Annotated in this window: 20 protein-coding genes and 1 pseudogene; 12 read left to right on the plus strand and 9 right to left on the minus strand. The window is 68.9% G+C overall.

What is annotated here, in order from left to right; all coding sequences use genetic code 11:
- Positions 1–2: 2 nt before the first annotated feature.
- Positions 3–1,115: a DNA alkylation repair protein gene (locus tag AB0I18_RS16260; RefSeq protein WP_363106121.1), complete on the plus strand. Its 1,113-nt coding sequence runs from the start codon at positions 3–5 to the stop codon at positions 1,113–1,115.
- A 125-nt stretch (positions 1,116–1,240) separates the two neighbouring features.
- Here AB0I18_RS16260 and AB0I18_RS16265 read toward each other — a convergent pair whose 3' ends face one another.
- Positions 1,241–2,734, minus strand: a complete 1,494-nt coding sequence (locus AB0I18_RS16265; RefSeq protein WP_363106122.1) for an MFS transporter — start codon at positions 2,732–2,734, stop codon at positions 1,241–1,243.
- Positions 2,735–2,906: 172 nt separating this feature from the next.
- Here AB0I18_RS16265 and AB0I18_RS16270 point away from each other — a divergent pair, with 172 nt between their 5' ends.
- Positions 2,907–3,278, plus strand: coding sequence for a YciI family protein (locus AB0I18_RS16270; protein ID WP_363106123.1), 372 nt, complete (start codon positions 2,907–2,909; stop codon positions 3,276–3,278).
- A complete protein-coding gene (locus tag AB0I18_RS16275; protein WP_363106124.1) occupies positions 3,275–4,486 on the plus strand; it encodes a DUF6596 domain-containing protein in 1,212 nt (403 codons plus the stop codon). The genes AB0I18_RS16270 and AB0I18_RS16275 overlap by 4 nt, the downstream gene beginning before the upstream one ends.
- A 46-nt stretch (positions 4,487–4,532) precedes the next feature.
- Here AB0I18_RS16275 and AB0I18_RS16280 read toward each other — a convergent pair whose 3' ends face one another.
- Entirely contained in the window at positions 4,533–5,738 is a 1,206-nt protein-coding gene (locus tag AB0I18_RS16280; RefSeq protein WP_363106125.1) for an MFS transporter, read from the minus strand.
- 190 nt (positions 5,739–5,928) lie between these two features.
- On the opposite strand from AB0I18_RS16280, the gene AB0I18_RS16285 reads away from it, so the two are divergent.
- The 3 genes from AB0I18_RS16285 (at position 5,929) to AB0I18_RS16295 (ending at position 7,587) form a co-directional block, all read left to right on the plus strand.
- On the plus strand, positions 5,929–6,624 hold the full coding sequence (locus AB0I18_RS16285) for a dihydrofolate reductase family protein (protein WP_363106126.1): 696 nt from the start codon (positions 5,929–5,931) through the stop codon (positions 6,622–6,624).
- Between the two features lie 30 nt (positions 6,625–6,654).
- Entirely contained in the window at positions 6,655–7,053 is a 399-nt protein-coding gene (locus AB0I18_RS16290) for a hypothetical protein (protein WP_363106127.1), read from the plus strand.
- Positions 7,054–7,383: 330 nt separating this feature from the next.
- Positions 7,384–7,587, plus strand: a complete 204-nt coding sequence (locus AB0I18_RS16295) for a cold-shock protein (protein WP_363106128.1) — start codon at positions 7,384–7,386, stop codon at positions 7,585–7,587.
- A gap of 334 nt (positions 7,588–7,921) precedes the next feature.
- On the opposite strand, the gene AB0I18_RS16300 is transcribed toward AB0I18_RS16295, so the two are convergent.
- The 4 genes from AB0I18_RS16300 to AB0I18_RS16315 all read right to left on the minus strand — a co-directional run bounded on the left by AB0I18_RS16300 (position 7,922) and on the right by AB0I18_RS16315 (position 10,581).
- Complete coding sequence (locus AB0I18_RS16300; RefSeq protein WP_363106129.1) at positions 7,922–8,608, minus strand: DUF899 family protein; 687 nt, start codon at positions 8,606–8,608, stop codon at positions 7,922–7,924.
- 136 nt (positions 8,609–8,744) lie between these two features.
- Positions 8,745–9,302 (minus strand): DUF1801 domain-containing protein, encoded by a 558-nt coding sequence (locus AB0I18_RS16305; protein WP_363106130.1) that lies wholly within the window; start codon positions 9,300–9,302, stop codon positions 8,745–8,747.
- A gap of 79 nt (positions 9,303–9,381) precedes the next feature.
- Positions 9,382–9,999, minus strand: a complete 618-nt coding sequence (locus AB0I18_RS16310; protein WP_363106131.1) for a hypothetical protein — start codon at positions 9,997–9,999, stop codon at positions 9,382–9,384.
- 207 nt (positions 10,000–10,206) lie between these two features.
- A complete protein-coding gene (locus AB0I18_RS16315; protein ID WP_363106132.1) occupies positions 10,207–10,581 on the minus strand; it encodes a nuclear transport factor 2 family protein in 375 nt (124 codons plus the stop codon).
- A gap of 251 nt (positions 10,582–10,832) precedes the next feature.
- Here AB0I18_RS16315 and AB0I18_RS16320 point away from each other — a divergent pair, with 251 nt between their 5' ends.
- Entirely contained in the window at positions 10,833–11,015 is a 183-nt protein-coding gene (locus AB0I18_RS16320) for a hypothetical protein (protein WP_363106133.1), read from the plus strand.
- A 472-nt stretch (positions 11,016–11,487) separates the two neighbouring features.
- On the opposite strand, the gene AB0I18_RS16325 is transcribed toward AB0I18_RS16320, so the two are convergent.
- Positions 11,488–11,820 (minus strand): hypothetical protein, encoded by a 333-nt coding sequence (locus AB0I18_RS16325; RefSeq protein ID WP_363106134.1) that lies wholly within the window; start codon positions 11,818–11,820, stop codon positions 11,488–11,490.
- A 402-nt stretch (positions 11,821–12,222) separates the two neighbouring features.
- Positions 12,223–12,858: a hypothetical protein gene (locus AB0I18_RS16330; RefSeq protein ID WP_363106135.1), complete on the minus strand. Its 636-nt coding sequence runs from the start codon at positions 12,856–12,858 to the stop codon at positions 12,223–12,225.
- Positions 12,859–13,867: 1,009 nt separating this feature from the next.
- Between AB0I18_RS16330 and AB0I18_RS16335 the strand changes: the two genes are divergently transcribed.
- From AB0I18_RS16335 to AB0I18_RS16355, 5 genes and pseudogenes are all read left to right on the plus strand, one after another.
- Positions 13,868–14,869 (plus strand): hydrolase, encoded by a 1,002-nt coding sequence (locus AB0I18_RS16335; RefSeq protein ID WP_363106136.1) that lies wholly within the window; start codon positions 13,868–13,870, stop codon positions 14,867–14,869.
- Positions 14,870–14,921: 52 nt separating this feature from the next.
- Positions 14,922–15,374 (plus strand): annotated as a pseudogene (locus tag AB0I18_RS16340) (transposase); the annotation flags it as partial.
- 189 nt (positions 15,375–15,563) lie between these two features.
- Positions 15,564–16,793, plus strand: coding sequence for a GNAT family N-acetyltransferase (locus AB0I18_RS16345; protein ID WP_363106137.1), 1,230 nt, complete (start codon positions 15,564–15,566; stop codon positions 16,791–16,793).
- Positions 16,794–16,869: 76 nt separating this feature from the next.
- Positions 16,870–17,040, plus strand: coding sequence for a hypothetical protein (locus AB0I18_RS16350; RefSeq protein WP_363106138.1), 171 nt, complete (start codon positions 16,870–16,872; stop codon positions 17,038–17,040).
- A 66-nt stretch (positions 17,041–17,106) separates the two neighbouring features.
- On the plus strand, positions 17,107–17,313 hold the full coding sequence (locus AB0I18_RS16355) for a hypothetical protein (protein ID WP_363106139.1): 207 nt from the start codon (positions 17,107–17,109) through the stop codon (positions 17,311–17,313).
- Positions 17,314–17,604: 291 nt separating this feature from the next.
- Here the strand turns inward: AB0I18_RS16355 and AB0I18_RS16360 are convergent, their stop codons facing one another.
- Positions 17,605–18,168 carry a dihydrofolate reductase family protein gene (locus AB0I18_RS16360; protein ID WP_363106140.1) on the minus strand — a complete coding sequence of 188 codons (564 nt, stop codon included), beginning with the start codon at positions 18,166–18,168 and terminating at the stop codon, positions 17,605–17,607.
- Between the last annotated feature and the right edge of the window lie 20 nt (positions 18,169–18,188).

Consider the following 18,188-nt stretch of genomic DNA (forward strand, 5'->3'; position numbering starts at 1 on the left):
CCATGCCCTTCGCCGATGAACTGATCGGGCGCCACACCGTAGAGAGCCTCACGCGCGCCATCCAGGCCGCCGCTCCGGATGCCAACCTCGCGGCACTGCGCGCAGCGCCCGGACAGATCGGCCCGCTGTCCCTCAGAGAGCGCGCCGACCTGCTGCGTGACGCGCTGCTCGCGGACCTGCCAGGCGACTACGCCACACTCGCCCGGACCGTACGCGCCGCCCGCGACGAGGCCCCGCACTTCACCGGATGGCTGATCTGGCCGGTCACCAGCGCTCTCGCCGCCCGCGCTGCACAGGAGGGCGGCGCCGCCTCGTTCGACGACGCGATGGGGCTGCTCGCAAGCCTTACCGGGCGCCTGACCTCGGAGTTCGCCATCAGGACGCTGCTGCGACACGATCTCGACCGGGCCCTCGGCATCATCAACGGCTGGACCGGCTCGCCCGACGCCGACGTGCGCAGGCTCGCCTCCGAAGGCACCCGCCCCTACCTCCCCTGGTCGGTACGGGTGCCGGACATCATGGCTCGCCCCGGAGCGACTGTGCCCATCCTGGACGCCCTTTACCGGGACGAGAGCGAATACGTGCGCCGCTCGGTCGCCAACCATCTCAACGACCTCAGCCGCGACCACCCCGACATCGTCATCGGCACGGCCCGTCGCTGGCTGGACGATCCCGACGCCACCACCGAGCGCCTGGTGCGCCACGGGCTGCGTACCCTCGTCAAGCGTGGCCACCCCGGGGCGCTGGAACTGCTGGGCTTCGCCCCCGCGGTCCTGGAAGTCGACGGGCCCCATCTGGACCTGGACACCGTCCAGTTCGGCGGCAGCGTGCGCTTCACCGCCTCGATCCGCAACACCGGTGACGCCGAGGCGCGGCTGACCATCGATTACATCGTGCACCACCGCAAGGCCAACGGCGGCCAGACAGGCAAGACCTTCAAACTCACCACCCGCACCCTCGCACCGGACGAACGCGTCCAGGTGACGCGGGAGCACTCGTTCCGACCGATCACGACACGCCGCTACTACCCCGGGCGGCACGCGATCTCCTTGCAGATCAACGGAGTTGAGTCGGCCCGCGCCGACTTCGAACTGGCCGCCGCGGACACGCCGTGACACGGAACACAGGTCACCGCACAGGGGAAGCCGGTGCTGTTCCTCGCGGCGGGCGTGATCATGAGGCGACGACGGAGTGCCGCGTCCGGATGTGACACCACCACAGTGTCGGCCTCGGCAGGCTTCTACGAGCCGGTCGCCTCGTAGTCGGGGCGCGGGGCCGGGGCGGGCCGGGTTGCCGGGCGCATGGCCAGGATCAGTACGGCCAGCCCGGTGAAGATGACGGCGGCGACGATGCCGGTGACGTGCAGACCGGCGGTGAAGGCTTCCCGCGCGGTGTGCAGTAGCTCCGCGCCCTGATCGGCGGGAAGGTCCTGGCCGGCGGCGACCGCGCCGGCCAGCGAGTCGGAGGTACCGTCCATCCGGCTGCGGTAGACCACCGCGGCCACCACACCGAGCAGCGCGAAGCCGAGCGATCCGCCGAAGTAGTTGCCGGTCTCCGACATCGACGCCGCCGAGCCGGCGCGCTCCGGTGGTACGGACCCGAGCACCTGCCCGGTGCCCAGCGCGAACAGCGGGCCGGTGCCCAGCGCCAGGACGGCGATGCCGGTCATCACCAGCGGCAGGGCTCTCGCGCCGTCGGCGCCGACCAGCAGCAGGCTGCCCAGCGCCGACACCACCAGCCCGCCGGCGATCGCGGTCGTCTGCTTCATCCGCCGGGCCAGCCCCGGCGCGGCCATGGTGCCGACCGCCACGCCCAGACCCATGGGGGCGAACAGCATCGCCGACGCGACCGGCGAGTAGCCCAGCACGCTCTGCAGGTACTGGGTCACCAGCAGGCCCGTGCCGGCCATGGCGACGCCGGCGAAGACCAGCGCGACGAGTACGGCCGTGAACGGGCGGTTGCGCAGCAGCCGCAGGTCCAGCAGCGGCGTCTCCAGCCGCAGCTGCCGTCGTACGAACACGAACCCGAGGGCTGCCCCGACGACGAGGGCCACCGCCGGCCCGGCCGACACGCTCTCGACGGTCAGCTGCTTGATGCCGTGGATCATCAACAGCACCGCCGCGAGCGACAGTCCGACGCTGGCCGGGTCGAGCCGGCCGGCCTGATCGCTGCGGAACTCCGGCAGCAGGACCGGCCCGGCGAGCAGCAGCAACGCCATCGCCGGCACGGCGACCAGGAACACCGAACCCCACCAGAAGTACTGGAGCAGGAACCCGGCGAGCACGGGTCCGAGCGCGCCGCCGGTGAACTGGCAGGTCGCCCAGATCGCGATGGCCTTCCCGCGCTGCCGTTCGTCGCGGAACATGTTGGTGATCAAGGCAAGTGTGGCGGGCGCCAGGGTGGCGCCGGCGACGCCCAGCAGCGCACGCGCGACGATCAGCGTCAGCGGGCTGTCCGCGAAGGCGGCCACGACCGACAGCACCCCGAACGCCGCTCCGCCGATCAGCAGCAGCCGTCGGCGGCCGATCCGGTCGCCGAGCGTGCCCATCGTGATGACCAGGCCGGCCACCATGAGCCCGTAACTGTCACTGATCCACAGCTGCTGGACGTTGGTGGCACCCAGGTCGGCGCTCAGCTGGGGGAGCGCGAGGAGCAACGCCGTCGTGTCCATCGCGACCAGCAATGTCGGCAGCATGAGGACGACCAGCCCCAGCCACGCCCGGTTGACCCGCATATCCGAAACTCCCTGTTCTCTCGACGTTTCGCCGGTTGGTCGGAGCGGTCGAGAGCTTCTTGACATCGGTACGGGAGAAGATTTCCTGCGGGGGATGTCAAGACGGCGGTGGCGGCTCCGACCAACCGGTCGAAGGGCCCAGTCGGGGCTCGCGAACCATGAGGAGTACGACATGCAGTTCCTGATCAGCCTGCATATCAACCCGGCCGTGCTGGATGCACTGACCGACGAGGAGAAGGCGGCGATCGGCGACGGCCACGGCAGGTTCATCGAGGCACTGAAGGAGTCCGGCGAGCTCATCACCACGCAGGCGCTGGTCGACCCGTCGCAGGCCGCGGTGGTGTCCGTACGCAACGGCCAGCCGGTGGTGACCGACGGACCTTTCCTGGAGGCCAAGGAGTATCTGGGCGGCTTCTACCTGATCGACTGCGAGAACAAGGAGCGGGCGATCGAGCTGGCGGCGCAGATCCCGGACACCGCGATCGAAGGACTGGGGGTCGAGGTGCGGCAGGTGATGTTCGCTGACGGACAATTGGAGGCATGACAGCCCCCACCATCGAGGACCTGCTGCGCGAGCTCACGCCGCAGGTCCTCGGCACGTTGGTACGTCGGCACGGCCAGTTCGAAGGGTGTGAGGACGCTGTCCAGGAGGCCGTCCTCGCCGCGACCGTGCAGTGGCCGGCCGGGGGAGTGCCGGACAACCCGCGCGGCTGGCTGGTGACCGTCGCGTCCCGGCGGCTCATCGACCAGATGCGCAGTGACCACGCGCGCCGCGAGCGGGAGTCGGCGACGGCCACCGAGGTGGTGCCCGAGGACGTACCGGACACCGACGACACGCTCGTCCTGCTGTTCCTGTGCTGCCATCCGACGCTGACCGCCGCCTCCCAGACCGCCCTGACGCTGCGCGCGGTCGGCGGCTTGACCACCGCCGAGATCGCCCGCGCGTTCCTGGTACCGGAGGCCACGATGGCGGCCAGGATCAGCCGGGCCAAGCAGCGCGTCAAGGCCGCCGGCAGCTCGTTCAGCCTGCCGGACGGCGCGGAACGCGAGGAGCGGCTGCGGGTCGTCCTGCACGTGCTCTACCTGATCTTCAACGAGGGCTACACCGCCTCCTCGGGGAGCGAGCTGCACCGCGCCGACCTCGCGCACGAGGCGATCCGGCTGGCCCGGATGGTGCACGCGCAGCTGCCCGAGGACGGCGAGGTGACCGGGCTGCTCGCGCTGATGCTGCTGACCCACGCCCGCCGACAGGCACGTACGACGACGGCCGGCGACCTGGTGCCGCTGGACGAGCAGGACCGTACGAAGTGGGACCGCGCTCTGCTCGACGAAGGCACCGAACTGGTCAAGGCATCGCTGGCCGGCCCGGCCCTGGGGCCGTACCAGCTGCAGGCCGCCATCGCCGCCACGCACGCCGACGCGGCCACGGCCCAGGACACCAACTGGCCGCAGGTGCACGCCCTTTACCTGATCCTGGAACGGATCGCGCCCAACCCGATGGTCACTCTCAACCGAGCGATCGCGCTCGCCGAGACCGAGGGCCCGCCGGCCGGACTGGCCCTGCTGGCAACCTTGGACAGTGACGAGCGGATGGCCGGGCATCACCGGCTGCTGTCCGTACGGGCGCACCTGCTGGAGAAGACCGGCGACACGGCCGGGGCGTACGAGCACTACCGGCGCGCCGCGAAGTCCACCGCCAGCATCGCCGAGCAACGCTACCTGGAGTCCCGGGCCGGCCGGTTGAGACCATAGATTCCGCCCCGGGTCCGCAAGACCGCCGAATCCCACGGAGTCGCCGTCATCCTCGCGTCACGCCCTCAACGTGGGCGTGGCTCTTCAACGACGCCCCAGGCAGCAGCCGCTCGCCGAAGAGCACCGCGCAGGCCCCGGCGGTCAGCAGCCCGCCGGCGAGGAAGGCGCCCCGCACGCCCGCGAGCGGCAGGATCAGTCCGCCGAGCGCGGCGCCCGCCGCGATACCGGCGTTGTAGGCACCGGAGTTGGCCGCGAGTGCCATGTCGGTGCGGCCCGGCGCGCAGTGCAGCATCGCGTTCTGGGTGGTCATGAACACCGGCCCGAGCGCGCCGCCCATCAGCACCAGGAACACCACCGCCGCCACCGGATCGGTGCCGGCCGCGTACAGGCCGAGCATGCCCACCGCCTGCGTGGCCACGGCAGTGCTCAGCGCGGCGTGCGGGAAGCGGTCGAGCAACGCCCCGGTGATGCTCACCCCGGCCAGACACGCCACGCCGAACACCACGAGCAGGACGCTGACCGTGCTCGGCGGGAACCCGCTCACGTCGCCCAGGAATTTCACGATGTAGGTGAATCCCACGAACGCGCCGGTCGCGGCCAGGGTCCCGGCCGCCAGCACGATCCCGAACCGGCGGACGTCAGGACTGGCCGCGTAGGCGGCGTGCTCTTCTTCCGGACGCGAGGTCGGCAGCAGAACGGCGACCGTCAGCAGCGAAGCGAGCCCCAGAGCCGCCAGCATGGCGAACGGCACCGGCCAGTCGCTCCGTTGACCCAGCCAGGTCCCGGCGGGAACACCGAGCACGAGGGCGAGCGAACCGGCGACGGACAGCGCCCCGACCACACGCCCACGGACCTCGGGCGCGAACAGACCCACCGCGACCGGCCCCATCACGGCCCAGAACAGCGCCTGCGCGAGCGCGGTCAGTAGTCGCGCCACGAGGAGCGGACCGTAGGAAGTCGCCAGCGCCGCAACCAGACTGGACACGACCAGCGCGGCCAGCACTCCCGCGAGCACATGCCGTCGGGGTACCGCCCGCATGACGTGGGCGAGCGGCAGAGACGCCACAGCCACCGTCAGGCCGTAACCGGTGACCAAAAGACCGACCGCCGGCACAGACACCCGAAGGCTTTCGGAGATGAGCTCCAGCAGGCCGATCGGCAGGTTCTCCGCGGTGTTGAAGGTGAAGGCGGCCAGCATCAGGGCTGCGAGCACCGCCGACCTGTGCCATGGAGCCGGTTGCGCCGTGACCATGCGGTCTCTTCCTGAACTCGCGCGTCCCGCCTGCTCGGTGACACCCTCCTTGGAGGTACCTCACCGGCCTCAGCGGCCCCGCCGCAACCGAATTTCGGGCACGTCAAGCAGGTTCCAACCCCCTGAGCGTGGCGACGGACGCGTTCCGTGAGGCCCTCGCGCAGGCCGGGCATCGCCGAGGCGTTCGACCGTGACTTCGGCGAACTGCCGGTCGAAAAAAGATGTGGCCGGGATGTCGAGACCGGCGCGGCGGCTCCGTCCCAGGGGCAGATGCGGCCGGCGTGGCCGCACCATCGCACGTACCGGAAGGACAGCCATGCGAAAGCTCGTAGTCCAGCAGTGGGTCACCGTCGACAACATCGCCGCGGAGGAGGACGGCGGCCTCAGCTTCGTGTCGGGGGAGCCGTTCGACGACGAGATCACCGACGACCCCTTCAAGAACAACATGATGGGGTTCATCGAATCGGTCGACACGATGATCCTCGGCGCGAATACCTACAACCAGGCCAAGGGTTACTGGCCGTACGCCGACGACCAGGGTCAGTATGGCAAGAAGCTCAACAACCTCACCAAGGTCGTCGCCTCGTCGAAGCTGGATGACGCCCCCTGGGGCGACTTTTCCGCCGCCACTGTGACGCGCGACGCGGCCGCCACCATCCGGGAGCTCAAGGAGCAGAGCGGCAAGGACATCTGGCTGTGGGGGAGCTTGACACTCATGCACTCCCTGCTGGACGCCGGCGTCGTCGACGAAGTCCGGATGCTGGTCTGCCCGGTGTCCCGTGGCAAGGGAACGCGCGTTTTCGAGGATCGGCAGGACCTGAAGGTGGTCGAGGCCACCGCGTTCGAAAACGGCCTGGCAATTCTGCGCTACGAGATCAAGAAATAGGCGGAGGGCTCCGCACTTTCGAAGAACCGGATGCCGACGATGCTGCTCGTTCGGGCATCGACCGGCATCCGCTCTTCCGATCTCCGACCCGTGAGCCCATTCCAACCGGACGGCAGGCGCGGTGAGTTGAAAGATATCCCGGGGCGTCCGACAGAAGAAGTACGTGCCCCCAGCGCCGTCGTCGGCGAAACCCGCGAGCGCGGCGCCGGAGGCGAGGTGGACTTCCTCTGCACGGCCGCCTCCTGGGGCCGTCCCCCGGATGGATCCTGGATCCTTCGGCGCCCGGAAACTCTCTCCGAGACCGCCCAGCTTCACCTCAAGACCGTCCGGGCCCGCTGTCCTGAACCGGACTTCCTCACCCGCCGTGTCCGCTTCTTAGTGATCATGCTCACCGAGCGCCAGGGCGAGTGCCTGCCGGACCGCAGGTGACCAGCTCCGTCTCCGGAGTGGTGGGCGGCGCAGTTCACCCGCGCCGCCCTGCGCTACGCCGCTCCGCGCCAACGGGACCAGGTTCACGGCCCCGGCGGGCCGCGTGGCGCCGCACTCCGAGACGAGGTCCGTCAGGTGCAACCCGGCCCAGATCATGGGCGTTGATCTCTGGTGGCGTCCGCCTTCGCCGTGTAGCGTCATCGTCAGATGTCGTGGTTCGCATGATCTGCCCGCGCTCCGGCGTGGGCTTCTTGCTGTGCAGTGCCGGACCAGGACGATCACCTCCGGATCCGCGCGGTGCGGATCCGATATCGACTGAGAGGCACCAGCATGGCCAGCGGAACCGTGAAGTGGTTCAACGCCGAAAAGGGCTTCGGCTTCATTGAGCAGGAAGGCGGCGGCCCGGACGTCTTCGCGCACTACTCCAACATCAACGCCTCCGGCTTCCGCGAGTTGCAGGAAGGCCAGGCCGTGACCTTCGACGTGACGCAGGGCCAGAAGGGCCCGCAGGCGGAGAACATCACGCCCGCCTGACCTCAGGCCAGCACGTGACCAGGGCCCCGGAGCAGACGCTCCGGGGCCCTGGCGCAGGCCACTCCGGCGGTGCGTGTCCGGGCTGCACCGGTAACCGCGTCGAAGCCGTAGACCCAGCGCGCGATCTCTTCGCGCAGCGGTCGCCCGGTGCGGTCGGGAGCGCGCACGTCCCGGTATGAAGAGGACCGTCGCCTCCGTATCGCTCCGCTGACCGTCGCAGCCCCGTCCCATCCGTCACCACCGACCGGCATCACCCACTACGGGAGGCGGCCGCAACTACCTGGGACCGTCTGCACCCGCTGCTGGTCGGCTCCAGGCGTGGGCCGTCAGTTCCTCACGCATCCTGGCCGTAGCGCGCGGCGATGTCCTCGGAGCCGGCCCACCGACTGTAGGTGGGCGACTGCGGCCAGCCCTCGGGTGAGTCCTGCCACTCCTCCTGCCGCCCGTACGGCAACAGGTCGATCAACGCGAAGGTGTGACTGAGCTGCTCGGTGCCTCGGCCGTTGGTGTGCCAGGTGCGATAGACGGTGTCGCCGTCGCGCAGAAAGACGTTGACCGCGAACCCACCGCCGGGCGGTGCGCCCACGTCGGTGCCGAACGGGCTGTTCGCAGTGGAGTACCAGGTCATCTTGTTCCCGACCCGCTGTTTGTACGTGAGAGCCTCGTCGATCGGGCCCTGGGTGACGATGACGAACCTGGCGTCGTAGGCCTCCAGAAACTCCAACCGGGTGAACTGCGACGTGAACCCCGTGCAGCCCGGGCACTGCCATTTCTCGCCGGGGAACCACATGTGGTTGTAGACGATCAGCTGAGGCTTGTCGCCGAAGACGTCGGCCAGCCGGACCGGTCCCTCCTCGCCCTCGAGGGTGTAGTCGGGCATCTCGACCATCGGCATGCGGCGGCGCTGGGCGGCGATCGCATCGAGTTCCCGGGTCGCGGCCTTCTCCCGAATACGCAGGTCGTCGAGTTGGCGCTGCCAGGTCTCGGCGTCGACGACGGACGGTAGTGGCTTGGCGGTCATGAGTTCCTCCGAAGTTCACGGCTTGCGGTCCGTATGTGTAGACCGCGCCCAGTCGCCAAACTCATCGCTTTCCGGCCGAGACGCTGGGGAGATTCCGGCATGTGGTGCCGAGCAGTGCGGTCGGTGCGGTCAGGGGTCAAGCTTTGACCCATCGTTTGACCAGAGCGGTGAAGGCTGTCTCGTTTGCCTTGATGTCGGCGAGGTCTTTGAACGTGACCACTGCCCGGTCGCTGGATCGCCACCGCATCATGCCGCTGTCGTCAACGAAGGTGAAGGACGTGGTGTCGTCCTTCACCTTGGCGCCGCGGTGGAAGATGAGCTGGACGTCCTTGGACCTCAACTGGAAGGTCACTCGGTCAACACCGTCGTAGCAGAAGCTCGGCGCGTTCCACTTCACTTGCTCGGTGATCTGCGGATCCGCCCGCAAGACAGCGGCGCGGAGGTACTCGACTGCTTCCCTGTGCGGATGATCAACCGTCTCCATCAGCTGATCGACCTTGTCGCTCTGGCTCGTCATCCTGTGGATTCCCCTTGGCGGCCGACAACGGGAGGTCCCCCGTATCAACATCGTGGCACGCTGATACACGCCCGGTTCGGCATCCGGAAGGAACGGCTGGGCAACGACGGACCCCACGGCGGGATCGAAGTCGGCGACGAACAATCTCGCCGGTTTCACAGGCCACTCGTAGATCACGTGGCTTGTGTCGTCGCCGCCCGGTGGGTCGCCGGTGCATCGTGGTCCTGGCCGACCCCGTCGGTTGGGGGCCTTCCCCTCAGTCGGCGCCCCCGAAGTCGCCCGCGTCCACGTCACCGTGGTCGGCCGAGCCGGAGTCGTCCAGGAGTTCCTCCCCGTCGCGGGCCCGCCGTTCCCGGTCGGCCGCCCAGGCCCGCTCTTGTGATCGGTGGGTGAGGGACACCGCTGTGATCAGGCCCGCCAGGCACGCCATCATGAGAGCGGTGCCCGCGATGAGCAGGGCGGCCATGGGGCCCTCCGTGTCGTCCATGACGTTGTCCATCACCACCGCCCCCGGGAACATGCCGAAGATCCAGGTGCCGCAGACGGTGGCCACCGTCACGCTCTGGTAGAGGTCGGAGATCTTTGCCACCTCCCATGGCGTCGCCGCCCGGCCCGGCCAGGCGACCGGCACCAGCGCCACCGCCTGGCACACCAGACAGGCCACTTGGAGGACGACGACACCGCCGAACGTCACGTCATGCGACCAGTAGTGCGCGAGCCCGGCCACGGCACAGAGCAGCAGGGCGGCGTCGCCCACCAACACTAACGTCCGGCGGGACCGCACGGTCGCCACCAGACCGTCCACCAGGTCGTCCCAGAACCATCCCCAGGCGTCCGCTTTCAGTCTGAGCTGGACCCGGACTCTGTCGATCATGCACGCCCCCGTTCATGCGTTCGCAAGTGCGTCCGTGGACCGCATCATGCCCACATCGGGGGAGTCGCAAAGGCGGGGGAGTGCGGGGCGCTCACCTGGGGAACACCCGCCCGGCCGGCCGGCGCCCCGTTGAGCCGCGCACCCGGCGATCGTCGACGTCAACGCCGCGTCGCCCAGGCGGGATGGGGCCGTCAAGAGTCGTGGACGTCAATCGCGCCAGGTGCCCGTCCAGTCGTAGAGCGGCGCCGTGGTCGCGTACTCCCGAAGGTAGGCGATCTTTTCCCCTTCGAGTCTGGCGATCGTCGCGCCCTCGAACGTGGCCGCTTTTCCCTGCCAGGTGCAGGAAAAGATCCATTCAGCGCTGAGTGACCCACCGGTCGTCCCCTGCCAGGTGATCTCCCAGCTGTCGACCGAACCACCGGCACCGAACCAAGCGCGCATCCACTGCTCGACCCGTTGCCGGGAGCGGTAGACCGGGCCGTAGGACTCGACGATCACGCAGTCGTCGGTCAACGTGCCCAGCACTCCGGCCACATCATGTCGTCGCCACGCGTCGATGTAGGCATGTAGTTGGTTCTTCATCAGGCCATTGATTCTTTCACGGGCTCGGCGATCGTTCGGCGACGCGGCCGCGTTCGGTGGCTTCCCCGTCCAGTCACGCCGGCACGTCGTTCGTCAGTACCCGAGTGGTCGGCGACAACGACCGCGCCCGTACGGCATCCGGATGTTCGGCCGTCGCTTCCAACAGACCTGCGGCGCACCGCGATACCCCCCACCACCTGTCTACGGCTACCGGCCATGCCGATCCCGATCAGCGAAGTAGGCTCGTGTCCATGGCTCCGCTCTTACCGTTCCTGATCTTGATCGGTTTCCTTGTCGCGGTCCTGGGTTTCTTCGCGTGGCTGGCATCACGTATTCGTCTGAAGCAGGACCTGCGGAGGCAGCGGATCGTCGCCCGCTTCGGCCACGTTCTCGCCGCTCGCGACGCAGCCTTGGCCGCTGGGTCGATCGCCTGAGGCGCGGTCGCTGAGCGATGGGCACCGCATCGCTGGTTGCGGGAGTCTCGCTCGTCCGTGACCACGGCATGAGCCGCCCCGCCCTTCCAGGTGGGTCTTGATGCCTGCACGGTGCACATTCGCCGCGCGGGAGACGACGGGCAGGAACCGTAGGTACGGCCGCGAGCCCGACCAACTGCTCACACTGTGGTGACACCGGCGCCCGCACGACGCAGGGCACTCCCAGGCTTCGACCGCAGGAACCCCAGTATCGAGGCGTTTGACAGCGAACCCAGTCGTTCGAGCGTCCTCGCCGGCGAAACTGACCGTGTGAGGTGAACAGGCTGTGTCGTGGCCGTCGGCCTGGAGATCGTTCGCACCCGGCACGGCGGCTCCGGCAGAGACCAACTGCGCGCCCAGGCTCGGCTGCGCGGTGTTCGGCCGGGTGATGGTCTGCCCGATGTTGCCGAAGCTGGTAGCTATGGGCACGCCTTCAGCCGGAGAACCTCTTGGCGAGGTCCCGGTGCCATTCCGCGGCCCTGGTCGCGTGGTCGCCGGTGATGGGCATGCCGGGCTGGTTCAGGCGCTCGATCTGGTTGGCGAAGCGCAGGTGCTCCCGGTGGGCGTGTTCTCGGCAGGCCAGGCAGGTGACGTTTTCCGGGCGGGGAGAGGTCATCGCGTAGGGCACCGGGCGTCCGCAGCCGGTGGTGACGATGCTCGGTGAGTCAGGCACGCGGCCGAACGTCGACGCGATCACGTTGCGGACGTCGGCACCGGTCTGGAGCAGTTTCTGCTCGACGTGGATGTGCGGATCGGTCTCGCTCATCTGTGTCCATGCCTCCGTCCCGGCCGTTCGGAACCAGGCTAGCGGTGTGACGCCAGGCTGGGGACACCGAGGAACTGAACTGCCAGTCTGTCGGAGGCTCAAGCCTGCCCCGAGCTGGGGAGCCGTCGGTTGAGGCTGGTGTCGAGGCCCGCCTCACTGCGATCAGCCACGTCACGCATCACACCTCTTCGAACAACCACCCGCCGCCGCCGACCGAAACAGAACTGATCAGCCTGTCGGGGCGGCAGGCCTGCTTGCGCGGACGTCGGCGGACCGAGCCGACAGGCTTGTCCGGGCCGTTCGGCAGACGCGTTCAGCTTGCTGGACACCTGGTTGTGGGTGCCGAAAGTGCGGCACCGTGGTGCGGTCCGCGCGGTACCCGACAGGTGTCCAGTCGGGTGCTCAGCTGGAGACTTCTTCTGCCTGCTGCTTGTCCTGGGCGGGCTGCGAGCCGGCCGAGGCGGTGTAGAAGACGGATGAGCCCTGCTTCGTGCGGTGAGCGTGGCTCTTGGCGACCAGCCCTTCAAGGGTGGTACGCACGACGGTGGTCTTGATGTTGCGGTCGGGGTGGGCCTGCCCGAGTGTGGCGGAGATTTCCGCGGCGGAGCGCGGCTCGCTCTGCTGCTGCAGGTGGCCGCGGATCAACTCGACGAGAGTCGGCTTTGCGACGGCTTTGGCATCCGTCGTGGACGAGGCCTTGGCGGCGGTCTTCTTGGAGGTTGTCTTCTTCGCGCTGCCGGCGGCTGCCTTCTTCTCTTTGCCCTGCTTGGCTTCCGCGGAGGCCTGCCGGGGCACGGACGGCGTAGCCGTGGCGGGCGCCGCGGCAGGCTCTGCTCCTGCGGTGTCCGCACCGCCGAGTGCCTTTTGCATGTTGGTCAGCACGGTGTGGTCGTGCTGCAGGGCGTGCAGTTGTTCCTGCAGCGCGTCGATTTCCGCAGTGATGCGTTCCTGATCCTTGGTGTTGTGCTCGAGGTCGCCGGCCACCTGGGCCGTGTACTGCGATGTCAATTCGGTGGTGGGAGTCTGGGTGTCAGACATGGTGCTGACCTTTCCTCGGTTTGCGGCCAGGGAAGAAGGAACCTGCGGAGCGGGCGTCAGCGCTGGGCAGTGATTCCACTGGCGATGATTGAGTTACGGGAGGACCACGACTGTTTTGGGCCACCCCGGCGTAGAGATAGTACGGGTGCGCGGAGTCAGTTGTTCCGCTCGCGTGGTGTGAACGCCCCGAATTGGTGCTCGCGGGATGGGCCGGACCTGCTCGTCGGCTCTCCTCAAGGGTTATGCGGCGGTCGGGCGTGGGCCGAGCGCACGTGTGTGCGCGGCGGTGCCGGTGGCCTTACGTCGCCGCCTCGACCGCCTGTGTCCCGACGACGATCAGCAGTGCGAGCCGTTCGGCGTCCTCGCTCCCGGGCTCGTCGGGGGCGTGGCACCGAGTTGCCGGCCGACACATGTCACGCGCAGCTGGGACACGCCCGAGTAGGCGTGAGCCGACGCTGGTTCTGCGCGGACCTCCTCCGCGAAGCCATCGACGGTGCCGTCGGCGAGTAACCCAGCCCGCTTGCCACCATGCGGCCGGGTCCGGCATCACGACGAAGTCGGCGCAGCCTGCGCCCAGCCGTATGTCTCAGGGAGCAATAGGTGTCCGGCGTAGCCATCACGCAACCGCGGCCACCGTCTTCAACCGGCCCGTCCTGGCGCTGCGGATGGCCGACTGCCGACTCGGCCGCTCACCCGTCGGCCGGCCCTGCGGAAAACCGGACCACGGCTGCTGGGGGTACCACGAGTGACCCTGTGAGGGGCCGTGGCCAGGATGGGAAACATGACGTCCCTTCCTCTCCCACGACGCGAGTTCCTGGCGGCAACCGCTCTGGCGATGTTGCCACCGGCGGGCACGACCGCCGCACGGCCCCGGCCTTCCCGCCGCTCCGGGATTCGACTGTGCCTCCCCGAGCCGACGGGTCCTTGCACGATCGGGACGCTTGCGCTGCATTTGGTGGACCGTACTCGGCCCGACCCGTGGAGGCCGTCGGTGCCGTACCGCCAGCTGATGATCAGTCTCTGGTATCCGGCTCTTGTGTCAGGCCACGAGCATCGCCTCGCGCCGTACATGGAGCGCGGCGCGGCCGAGCGTTTCGACGCCCTGACGCCGCATCGCATCCCACCGGGCACCGTGGACTGGGCGAGCACGCGTACACACGCCTACCTGGCGGCGCCCGCGGATGTACGGGGCGGCCGCCGGCCGGTGGTGGTCTATTCGCCGGGCAGCGCCGACCCGCGCAGCTGGGGCACCCTGCTGGCGGAGGAACTGGCCAGCCACGGCTATGTGGTTGTCACGGTCGACCACACCTATGAGGCTCCGGGTGTGCAGTTTCCCGACGGCTCGGTCAAGACCAATGAGGTGCTGTTCGAGGAGTTCGCGCGGGCTCACCGCGAGGGCACCGTTGCCGACCTGTTGAAGAAGATGCTGCGTGCCCGGATCGCCGACACCCGCTTCGTGATCGGCCGGCTCGGCGCGTTGCCGTACGGGCTGTCGGGCGTGCTCGACCCACGCCGGGTCGGCCTGGCCGGCCAGTCGGCGGGCGGGTTCACCGCCGCTCAGAGCATGTACGAGGACAGGCGAATCCGAGCCGGGATCGATCTGGACGGCACCCTGGAGTTCAACCAGGAGCCGAACGGGACCAACCTCTCGCCGGTTGCCGCCCACGGCCTGGACCGCCCGTTCCTCCTGATGGGTCGCGAAGGCAGCGATCACGCCGGGACTGAGCCGTCATGGGCGGCGTTCTGGTCCCACAGCACCGGTTGGCGCCGCGACCTGACCCTGCGCGGTTCCCGGCACCAGACATACACCGACCTCGCGGCGGTCATGCCGCAGACCGGGCTCGGTCAGGACGTCGTCGACAAGACCATCGGCACGATCGACCCCACCCGTGCGATCACGGCGATCCGGGCCTGTGTGACCTCCTTCTTCGATCGCTGGCTGCGAGGGCGTGACAACCACCTTCTGGACGGTCCCTCGTCGAGTTGGCCCGATGTCTCCTTCGTCTGGTGAGTACCTGTGGTGTGGATGGCCGGACAGACGGATCCGATACGGGCCAGGGTGCGGCTGCTATTCGATCGGCGACGACACCTTGCGGGGCGTCAACGGCCGTCGCAAGGGAGCGGCCAACAGCCTGGCCGCGCTCAAGTCCGTCCGGGCCGCCCGCCCGGACGGCGCCCCGATCCACGTGATCCTGGACAACCTCTCCGCACACAAGGGCACGAAGATCCGCCGGTGGGCGCAGAAGAACAAGGTCGAGCTGTGCTTCACTCCGACCAACGCCTCCTGGGCCAACCCGATCGAGGCGCACGTCGGGCCATTGCGGCAGTTCACGCTCGCCAACTCGAACCGTCCCAACCACACCGTCCAGACCCGCGAGTTGCACCGCTATCTGCGGTGGCGTAACCAGAACGCTCGGCACCCCGATGTCCTGGCCGCCCAGCGACGCGAACGCGCCCGCGTCCGCAGCGAGAAGGGCATCCGCTGGGGCGGACGCCCACTGCCCGTCACGACCTGATGCCTGGCTCACGACCGCCGCCGAGCCCTACCACCGCGGCTCACCCCCGGGGCCGAGCTTGGACGGGCTGTGCCGTGTCCGGCTGCGGGCCCGGGCCGTAATTCGCTTGCCCTGACTACGGGTTAACGCTGCACTGTGGCCAGACACCATGAGTCGTGGTGCCGGTATCCCGAGGAGGCAGCGGCAACAATGGAGATCCGTTCCACGACCGACAAGGATCTTGAGGTCTTCGTCGACACAGTCCATGCCGCGTTCGGGCTCTTCCCGCAAACCCCGATCGAGGGCGGCGGGCTCTGGTGGTCGGCGCTCGAAATGGACCGCTGTCTGCTCACCCTGACAGCGGACGGGCAGCCTGTCGGCACCGCCGCCGCGCACTCCTTCGAGCTCACCCTGCCCGGTGAGATCCTAGTCCCGGCCTCCGGGGTGACCGCCGTCGGCGTCCTGCCCTCGCACCGGCGCCAGGGCGTGCTCAGCGCGATGATGCGGCATCAGCTCGCCGAGTTGCGGGCAGGCGGGGAGTTCCTTTCCGTGCTGCTGGCCTCTGAGGCCCCGATCTACGGCAGGTTCGGCTACGGACCGGCGACCTACACGGCGCAGCTGACGGTGCCGCGCCACAAGGCCGCCCTCGCCGTTCCCCGGGCACGCGGAGTGGCCGACGCACCAGCGACCGGCTCGGACAACGGCTCGGTCGAGGTGCTGCGTCGGGCCGAGTGCGGCGAGATTCTGGAAGAGGTCTACGACCGGTACCGCCGCGCCCAGCCCGGCGCGCTGTCCCGTCCGCACCGCTGGTGGGCCTTGCGCGCGGGGCAGCCCCCGATCTCGCCGGCGCCGCGCTACGTCGCCGTCCACCGGGACGCCGACGGCGTCCCGGACGGGTACGCCAGCTACTCGGTCGAGTCCGGCACCCTGACGGTCGACGAGACCATCGCCACCGACGACGCCGTCTTCACGCCCCTGGCCCGGTTCGTACTCGGACACGATCTGGTCTCTCAGGTCGTGTTCAAGCACGTCCCGCCCGGGCACCCGCTGCGCTGGCAGTTCGCGGACTTCCGCGCCGGCGAGGTGAGCGGCGACATGGACTGGCTCTGGGTGCGGCTGCTGGACGTCCCGCGTGCTCTGACCGCGCGCGGCTGGTTCACGGACGGCGAGCTCGTCCTCGACATCGACGACCCGTTCTTCGGCGAACACGGCCGCTACCTGCTGACCGTCCGGGACGGCAAGGCTGACTGCGTCCCCACGGACCGGAAGCCCGACCTGTCCATGGACGTGCGCGACCTGGGCTCCGTCTACCTCGGCGGCACCGCCCCGAGCACGCTCGTACGTGCCGGACACATCCAAGCCCACCGCCCCGGCGCGGCCACCCTCGCCGACTCCCTCTTCCGCGCCGACCGTCCCCCGCACTGCCTGCACTGGTTCTGACCGCGCGCTCGCCGACCCTGCACAAGTCTCGTCAGCCCATAGTCACCCGTCGGGGCGGATGCTACCGACGGGCGAAGTGGCGAGTGGGGCCAGCCAGGAGCAGGGGCGAGGGCGGCCGGGCTGGAGCGGGCACACCGTCACGAACGGCCGGACAACCTCGCCTTCCCTGCGGCGGCTCGGCGAGGAACTGACCCACTACCGCTGCCTCGCCCACGGGCGGGCGGCCCGGGAATGGATCGCCTACTGAGCACGCTGCCACGCCATGCCGGTGAACCTATGTGGTCACAGCATTAGCGGCGTAACTTGCTCGTTCGTGGCCGATTCCCGGACTCCCGCGCTCCACCCGGTCCCCGCGCCCGTCGTCCGCGAGCCGGGGCTTGCGCACGTGGTGACGCTGCAGCGCCGGCGCCAGGCAGAGGCGCACCTGGAGGATGAGGAGGGCTTCTTCCTCGACACGCTCGCCGAGTACGGGTGGGCACGTGATGCGGGAGGGCTGGCCCCGCGACCCGCGACCAGCTGATCAAGCCGATCATCGAGCTGTGTGACTACTACTCGCTGGCGGCGTGGCGGATCACTCCGCGTCATCTCGACAGATACTTCGCCGGCCCTGGGAAGAGGCCCGAAGTACCACACGGCAGAAGATCACGCGGATCGACGCGTACCTCGCCTTCCTGGAGCAGCGGTACGCGGGCGAGATCTCCTGCGATCAACAGAGCGTGACCACCAGCAGGGCCCAACCGCTCAACTTCGAAGACCACATTGGTAGCGAGTCTGAGACGACTCGCTACCAATGGCGAAGGCGGACGAGCGCTCAGCGCCTCGTCTCGTACCTGGTCAGGACCACGCCGCCGGGAAACGTCCGCGTCTCCACCAGGTTCAGATTCACCCAGTTGTCCAGCGCGGCGAAGAACGGCGTGCCGCCGCCCCCGAGGACCGGCGCGGTGGCCAGCACGTACTCGTCAATCAGCCCGGCCCGCATGGCCGCCCCGGCGAGCGTCGCGCCGCCGATGTCCATCGGGCCGCCGTCCTCGGCCTTGAGCCGGGTGATCTCGGCGACCGCGTCGCCGGTGACCAGTCGGGTGTTCCAGTCGACCTTGTCGATCGTCGAGGAGAACACCACCTTCGACATGTCCCGCCAGCGGCGCGCGAACTCGATCTCCGCCGGGGTGGCGTTGGGCTGCTGGTCGCCGGTCGGCCAGTAGGAGCTCATCGTCTGCCACAGCTTGCGCCCGTACAGCGTCAGGCCAGTCGCCTGCAACAGGTCGGACCAAAACTGGAACAGCTCGTCGCTCGGCACGCTCCAGCCGATGTCGTCGCCGGGCGCGGCGATGTAGCCGTCCAGGGTCACGTTCATGCCGTAGATCAGTTTCCGCATGGCGCCAGCCTTCCGTGAGT

The organism is Streptomyces sp. NPDC050704, from assembly GCF_040654355.1.
Classification (GTDB): domain Bacteria; phylum Actinomycetota; class Actinomycetes; order Streptomycetales; family Streptomycetaceae; genus Streptomyces.